The 6,960-nt window shown below is 42.1% G+C and carries 8 protein-coding genes; 6 read left to right on the top strand and 2 right to left on the bottom strand.

Annotated elements, in window-relative coordinates; all coding sequences use genetic code 11:
* Positions 1–406: 406 nt before the first annotated feature.
* The gene (locus AC1DPZ_RS19005) at positions 407–676 is read left to right on the top strand and encodes a CHC2 zinc finger domain-containing protein (RefSeq protein ID WP_477406307.1); all 270 of its coding nucleotides are present in this window, start codon (positions 407–409) and stop codon (positions 674–676) included.
* A 119-nt stretch (positions 677–795) separates the two neighbouring features.
* Here AC1DPZ_RS19005 and AC1DPZ_RS19010 read toward each other — a convergent pair whose 3' ends face one another.
* Both AC1DPZ_RS19010 and AC1DPZ_RS19015 read right to left on the bottom strand, forming a co-directional pair.
* Positions 796–2,124: a G-D-S-L family lipolytic protein gene (locus AC1DPZ_RS19010; RefSeq protein ID WP_477406309.1), complete on the bottom strand. Its 1,329-nt coding sequence runs from the start codon at positions 2,122–2,124 to the stop codon at positions 796–798.
* A gap of 18 nt (positions 2,125–2,142) precedes the next feature.
* Entirely contained in the window at positions 2,143–3,366 is a 1,224-nt protein-coding gene (locus tag AC1DPZ_RS19015) for an OmpP1/FadL family transporter (protein ID WP_477406311.1), read from the bottom strand.
* 156 nt (positions 3,367–3,522) lie between these two features.
* Between AC1DPZ_RS19015 and AC1DPZ_RS19020 the strand changes: the two genes are divergently transcribed.
* The 5 genes from AC1DPZ_RS19020 to AC1DPZ_RS19040 form a co-directional block, all read left to right on the top strand.
* Positions 3,523–4,407, top strand: a complete 885-nt coding sequence (locus AC1DPZ_RS19020) for a helix-turn-helix domain-containing protein (protein ID WP_477406313.1) — start codon at positions 3,523–3,525, stop codon at positions 4,405–4,407.
* A 193-nt stretch (positions 4,408–4,600) separates the two neighbouring features.
* The gene (locus AC1DPZ_RS19025; protein WP_477406315.1) at positions 4,601–5,344 is read left to right on the top strand and encodes an electron transfer flavoprotein subunit beta/FixA family protein; all 744 of its coding nucleotides are present in this window, start codon (positions 4,601–4,603) and stop codon (positions 5,342–5,344) included.
* Between the two features lie 41 nt (positions 5,345–5,385).
* Positions 5,386–6,363 (top strand): electron transfer flavoprotein subunit alpha/FixB family protein, encoded by a 978-nt coding sequence (locus AC1DPZ_RS19030; protein WP_477406317.1) that lies wholly within the window; start codon positions 5,386–5,388, stop codon positions 6,361–6,363.
* A gap of 7 nt (positions 6,364–6,370) precedes the next feature.
* On the top strand, positions 6,371–6,820 hold the full coding sequence (locus AC1DPZ_RS19035) for an acyl-CoA thioesterase (protein ID WP_477406319.1): 450 nt from the start codon (positions 6,371–6,373) through the stop codon (positions 6,818–6,820).
* 59 nt (positions 6,821–6,879) lie between these two features.
* On the top strand, positions 6,880–6,960 hold an 81-nt coding region (locus AC1DPZ_RS19040; RefSeq protein WP_477406321.1), incomplete at its 3' end, for a hypothetical protein.

The following is a 6,960-nucleotide window of genomic DNA, read 5'->3' on the forward strand; positions in this document are numbered from 1 at the left end:
CTAATTAGGCTACGATTTTAATAAATGTAGTTATTGCACCGCTGCAAATCAGCTTGTTTTACACCGCAAACACCTATAATCAATAGTGTTGCTACCTTTCGCCACCTCATTATACTCAATCACTAAGGTGGCGTCCGCACACACAAAAACAATCAATGTTTTGATGCCTATTGATTTTTACAATTTGATTCTATATACTTACAAAATCTATAGGTAAGCTCTCTGCTTACCATTGTGATAAGGTTTAGGTTTAAAGTCCCCGGCGGCGAGCGCTTAGGGGGCTTTTATTTTGATTATAGAAACCATGATGTAAACACCTGGTATTTTTTTTCAAAAAATCCACTTTGCTGCCAGCAATAAAAGGTAATTTCGCTTCCTGTTTTCCAGGGATACTACTTATTAATTTATGTCTTCAGATCATTCTATTTTACCAGTTCAGGCAGACCTTGTCCAAATTATTTCCAAGTATATACTACTCCAGGAAAGCCGCAAAAACCTAAAAGGGCGATGTCCTTTCCATAAGGACCTGGCAACCTCACTGATGGTTTCTCCTGAGAAAAATATTTTCCAGTGTTTTGGTTGCGGCAAGGGCGGTGGCCCTGTAGAATTCGTGATGGCAATAGAGAACAAAACAAGAGAAGAAGCGATACAGCTGATCACGATGCAAAAAAACTAATTAAAACAGCAGCCGGCCTCTGTTTTAATTAGTTTTAAGTGTCTTTTTAAACTATAAAGCCATCATTACTAAACTTTGGTTAGTAATGATGGCTTTAACATATGGTTTGATGATTACTATCAGGGAAACTTCACTGCGCTATATGATGACACATCGGTTTGGGGAATATTGGCGTTGTATTGTCTATTAATAGCGCTGATAAATTGGTTAGCCACAACAGCATAGCCTCTTGGCGTTAAATGTACCCCATCCAGCGAAAAAATACCGCCACTAATATAGTTTGAACTTAAACTTATCCCATTAATAAGTAAACCGGATTGTTTTATGTTATTCAGAAAGGTAAAAGCGTCAAAAACCGCCAGGCCTTTGGCCGCAGCAACTGATTTAATGGTTCCGTTATAGGAGTTCACATAATCAAGGGTCATCGCGGCTTCATTTTGATCGAGCACATATTTATTATCAATGGGGGTATATGGAGTCAGGCCATACGGCAGGTTCCCGTATGGTGTCGATACGGTTTGCCCTATCATACTTGTTGGAAAAGAGAGTATAATAAGATCGGATGCTGTGGCCGCCCTTGGCGCATAGGTAGTGCCCGAAACGAGGGCATTAACATAAATCGCAGTAACAGCAGGATTAACCTTTTTAACCCCGGCCAAAATTGCATTTACAGTTTTGGTAGTAAAATAAGGCACCGATGTAACATCAGGTATGGTTGCTACTACGCCTTTTGCACCGCTTGCAGTAAGCTTATTGATAAGCACATTATATAACTGCGCAAAGGTGCTTTTATCTGTCAGTGCATCACCGGCACCGCCAGAAGTAGCATATAGCAGCGCATCATTATAACCAAGCCAGTTGGAGAAAAATGTAAAAGGTTTCGCGGTAACAAAATCAAGATAGGTTGTAGTATTGGTTGGTGCGTCCCCGGGTAACAGGCGCTCAAAAAAACCATTAAGATTACCATATGGAGCATAGGCTATATGTAGTAATTTTATGCCCGATACGCCGTAATTATTGAGTTCGCCTGCATATTTGGTATATAAAGTAACATTGCCAAAACCAGGTACTGCCAAAACGCCCCTTACAGCCAGGTTTGTGGTAACAGTGGTAGTAATGGGCGTTCCATCCGCATTAAAGCCGCTGAGTTTTACATAACCAGAACCATTTGCCTGGTCGGCGGTAAAAAGTGGCTGGGTAAACGCTCCGCCCCCTACAGTTAACATTTGTTTGGCAATTATGCCCGGATATGAGTTTAACTGCCCCTCACGATATAATCCTCCATCGGCATAACCCGCTGTTAATGAATTACCAATGGATATATATCGTGAAAAATCAGCATTTCCTTTGGATGGTTTAAAAGTATTAATCTCGGGCTTGCAGGCTGCAAGGCCTATTAGGCCGAGGATAAAAAGGTAACGGTAGCTATATTTTTTAAAAGTCTTCATCTGTTTGTTGTTTTGGATTTACCAGTGATAAGCAAGAGAAATGCCCGGGATGTATACATCGGTTTTAAATGTGCCTGATAATTGCGACTGAATATTAGTTTGCGTCCGTGACATCAGGTGTTCATATTCAAAACTAAAGTCGATATCAATATGGCGGGTGGCATGGTAGCCCAAACCTGTTGTTAAAAATATACGGTTGGCATCAGGTGCTTCGGGGGTAACATAACCATCACGAACGGCGGTGCTGGCATAACCGCCGCCGGCGCGGATATCAAATTTAGTATTGGCCTTATACTGGCCGCCTGCCCTTAACGACACTGCGTTTTTGTAGTTACGCTGAGAATAAGTATCCTGTAATGCAGCAGTATTGGTTGTATAATTAAATGCCAGTTGCTTATAAACGCTCCAGTTAACGTAGTTAACATCAAAAGCAAGTATGAGCTTTTTGTTAGGATAGATACCGAAACCAAGAGATGTAGTTGCCGGTAAAGGTATGGCAGCACTAAAAGTATTAGGCTGAGGAAAGCTGGTTTTCAGGGAAGCAGGTATGGTAAAGATGGCATCCCCTTTATTAATGGTGGTTTTTACTTTTGAGCGGTACGTTAAACCAACAGTAAAACATTCAGATGGTTTATAATAAACACCCGCATTCCAGCCATATCCATTGCCTGATCCTTTTAATTGGGCTTGCCCGTCCTGCCCGTTTTGATTTGATATCGGGATAGCCTGGGTTAAGTCAACAATACCCCGGTTGTACACAAAGCCTGCGCCTATACTCAAATTTTTAGCTACTTTAACACTCAGGGTAGGTTGAAAATAGATTGCCTTAAGATTCAGGCTTTCCAGCGAATATTTCCCGGCCCAGTCGTGTCCCCAGTCGGTAAGCCCGCCAAAAGGGGTATAAACAGCCATACCCAGTTTCCACCACGATGATTTAGGGCCTACTGCGGCATAAAAACTAAAAGGGGTGGCAATCTTGTTGGCAGTGTGATACTGGGTCGATGTACCATTTGGGTTGAAAACTGACTTAAATACAAGCGGACTTATTCCGGCCTGGATGTAGTTACCGGGCAGCATAACAACAGCCCCGGGATTAAAAAACACGGATGCTCCATCCTGCACCAAACCGGTGCCTGTGTGCCCCATTGCAATCTGTTTCTGGCCTTCCAGGTTAACCTGGAACCCTTGTGCAAACGCAAACACCGGTAATAACGCGAATGCGAAGAGTAATAATTTTCTCATAATTTAATTGGTATAATTTGCAGGTAGCGTTGGGATTGCTCCTGTTGTTAATTAAAAATTAAAATTACTGCGTAAAACAATGAAAAAAAGGGCTATAATGCGGAGATATTAGTCAAAAAGTCGGTTGTAGAACTTTTAGACCTTTTTAAGCTGTAAATGAAGAAAATAGGACAACTCAGTTTATCAAAGTTTGCGGATCTGTATGCAGACAAACTTATCGGCCCGGAGTTTTTTGTAACAGACGAAAAGCAATTATTAAGCTTAAGTGAATATCCTTACCGTTCCGATGGCTATATTATAGGCATCTGTACACGGGGAACCGCCCAGGTAGAGGTAAACCTGCAGATTTACGATGCCAAACCCGATGCCATGCTGCTGGCTACACCTTTTCATGTATTGAGAATTTACCAAAGCAGCCCCGATTTTTTGTGCAGGTTTATTGTTTTTTCAAAAGCCTTCCTTACAGAAAACAATGTAAACAGCCATTTCCTTGAATCTTTCAGCTATTTTAAAAGTGCATCACTACCCGTAATATATCCCGAGCATCAGGACGCTAAAATGCTGCTCGAAATTTATGTACTGTTACAGCAAAAGCTCGACAGGCAGGACCACCCTTACCGAATGGAGATCTCCAGGAGCATACTCATCACACTATTATATGAAGTAGGATCTATTTATGAAAAGCAGCATGTAATAGTTAAAGGAAAACTAAACCGCAAGCAGGAACTGAATGTACTTTTCCAGGACCTGGTTTTTCATCACTATAAAGAACATCGCAACGTACAATATTACGCCGATGCCTTGTTTGTATCATCAAAACATCTTACAGAAACCATAAAAGATGTAACCGGCAGAACCGCAGGTGAATGGATAGATGATGCCGTAATTCTTGAAGCAAAAGTTTTATTAAGGAACCAGGAGATCAGCGTAGCTAATATAGCTTATGCCATTCACTTTCCGGATCAATCATCTTTTGGTAAATATTTTAAAAAACAAACCGGTTTATCGCCTTCAGATTACCGGATGGCTATTCCACGCTAATTAAGGCTATGCTATAGCCACTATTTTTCTTTCCGACTTTTTGACTAATATCTCCGCATTGCCGCCCTTTACGGCAGTGGGCATCGCCTTTAATTTTACCCCCGATTATTAAACCAGGTAGCGCTTGCTATCAAAACAATCTGGGACCTTAAATGGCCTGTAATTATTTACAAGATATAACATAAAAAACGCCATGAAAATATTAGTATGCATTAACCAGGTGCCGGATACTACAACCAAAATAATATTAAAAGATAATGATACGGCAATTAACAGCCAGGGTACTACCTATATACTTAACCCTTATGATGAATGGTATGCACTCATCCGCGCTATAGCGTTAAAAGAAAGTGGCCTTGCTGCCGAAGTCCATCTGATAAACGTTGGTAAGGCCGATGTAGAACCGGCAATGCGTAAAGCGCTTGCATTAGGAGGCGATGAAGCCATAAGGATTGACGCCGAAAGTAATGACCCGTACCAAACCGCTGTATATATTGCCGATTATGCTAAAAGTGTTGGGTACGATCTTGTATTGTGCGGCAAGGAATCAATAGATTATAACAATGGCACTACAGGTGTTATGCTTGCAGAATTGCTCGACATGGATTATATCGGTTTTGCAACAAGTATAAAAATTGAAGGTAGTGTTGCTACTATAAACCGTGAAATTGAAGGTGGGGAAGAAACCGATAGCTGTAACCTCCCACTTGTAATTTCATGCCAGAAAGGAGTTGCTGAAGCCCGGATCCCCAACATGCGCGGCATAATGGCCGCGCGTACACGCCCTTTAAAAGTTGTTGTGCCCGCTTCTGTATCCCCTTTAACCGCTATACTATCTTATGAATTACCGTCCGCCAAAGCAGGTGTAAAATTAGTAAGCGCCGATGATATGGACGAACTGGTAGCATTGCTCCATACCGAAGCCAAAGCCATTTAAATATTAACTATTGGCATAACATCTAACTAAATTAAACCCATATGTCTGTAATTGTATTGGTAGAACATACCGAGGGAAATATAAAAAAGAAAAGTTTTGAAGCCGTGCAGTATGCCGCCCAAATAGCGCAACAAACAGGCACTACTGTAACCGCTGTTGTTTTAGGGACAATTGCCGATGCGGAAATGGAAGCTTTAGGTAACTATGGGGCCGGTAAAGTAATCCATATTGCCGATAGTCGCCTTGATGAACTTCATGCAAGGGCTTATGCCACCGCTATGGTAAAAGCTGCACAGGCCGAAGATAGTAGGATCATTGTAACTCTTTATAATATTAATGGCCGGGCGGTTGCCCCCCGGGTAGCCGCACAATTAAAAGCCGGTATGGTGGCAGGGGCACTCTCCTATCCTGATCAGCGCAAAGGTTTCGCAATAAAAAAATCCGTCTTCTCGGGCAAGGCATTTGCCTGGGTTAATGTAGCAAGCGATATAAAAGTAATTATGCTCATGCCCAATACCTTCCCGCTAAATAAAACAGCCGGTAAAGCAACGGTTGAAAAACTGGATCTCCATTTTAGCGAAAAGGATTTTGGAATAAAAATAACTGCAGTAAATAAGGTCACGGGGGAAATCCCCCTTGGTGATGCTACCCTTGTAGTTTCTGGCGGCCGGGGCATGAAGGGCCCCGAAAACTGGGGACTGATAGAAAATCTTGCAAAAGAACTTGGTGCTGCAACGGCATGTTCACGTCCTGTAGCCGATGCACATTGGCGCCCCCATCATGAGCATGTGGGTCAAACAGGCGGTTCAATCCGCCCCGATCTTTATATAGCCGTAGGCATATCAGGTGCAATACAGCACCTGGCAGGAGTTAATGGCTCAAAAACCATTGTTGTAATTAATTCTGATCCTGAAGCGCCATTTTTTAAAGCTGCCAACTATGGCGTTGTAGGCGATGCCCTCACGATTTTGCCAAAGCTGGCAGCATCAGTAAAAAAGTTTAAAGAACAACATCATTAATAATAGTATGCACGTTTTTTATGAAGGCCAGGTACTTTGGTCGCAAATAGACGCTAACCAGCACATGAGACATTCGGCCTATGCCGATCTTGCCGCGCAGGCCAGGTTAAACATGCTCGAAARAGTAGGCTTAAATCCCGTAAAGCTTTTTGGCTACAAGGTAGGCCCTGTGCTTTTCAGGGAAGAGCTTTTTTATTTACGCGAAATAGCGCTTGGCGATTACGTTACAGTAAGCTGTGAAATTACCCGCTCAAGAGCAGATGGATCGCGCTGGACCATCAAACACGAGTTGTATCGTAGCGATGGTATAAAAGCCGCCACGATTATCACAGACGGCGCATGGATTGATCTGGAAAAACGAAGATTAACCATATTACCCGTTGAGTTGAGTAGCTTGTTTTTGGATTCGCCGCGTAGCAGCGATTATGTTGAAGATTTTCCTAAATCTAAACAATAGCCAATCATCGCCCCTAACCATAAAAAATTATAAAAATGAGTTTGAACAAAAACTTTGAAATGGCCGTTAAAGGAAGTAAAGAACTAACCAAGCGCCCTGATAATGATACGCTGCTTAAATTATACAGTTTGTACAAGCAG

The organism is Mucilaginibacter sp. P4_G9, assembly GCF_056400985.1.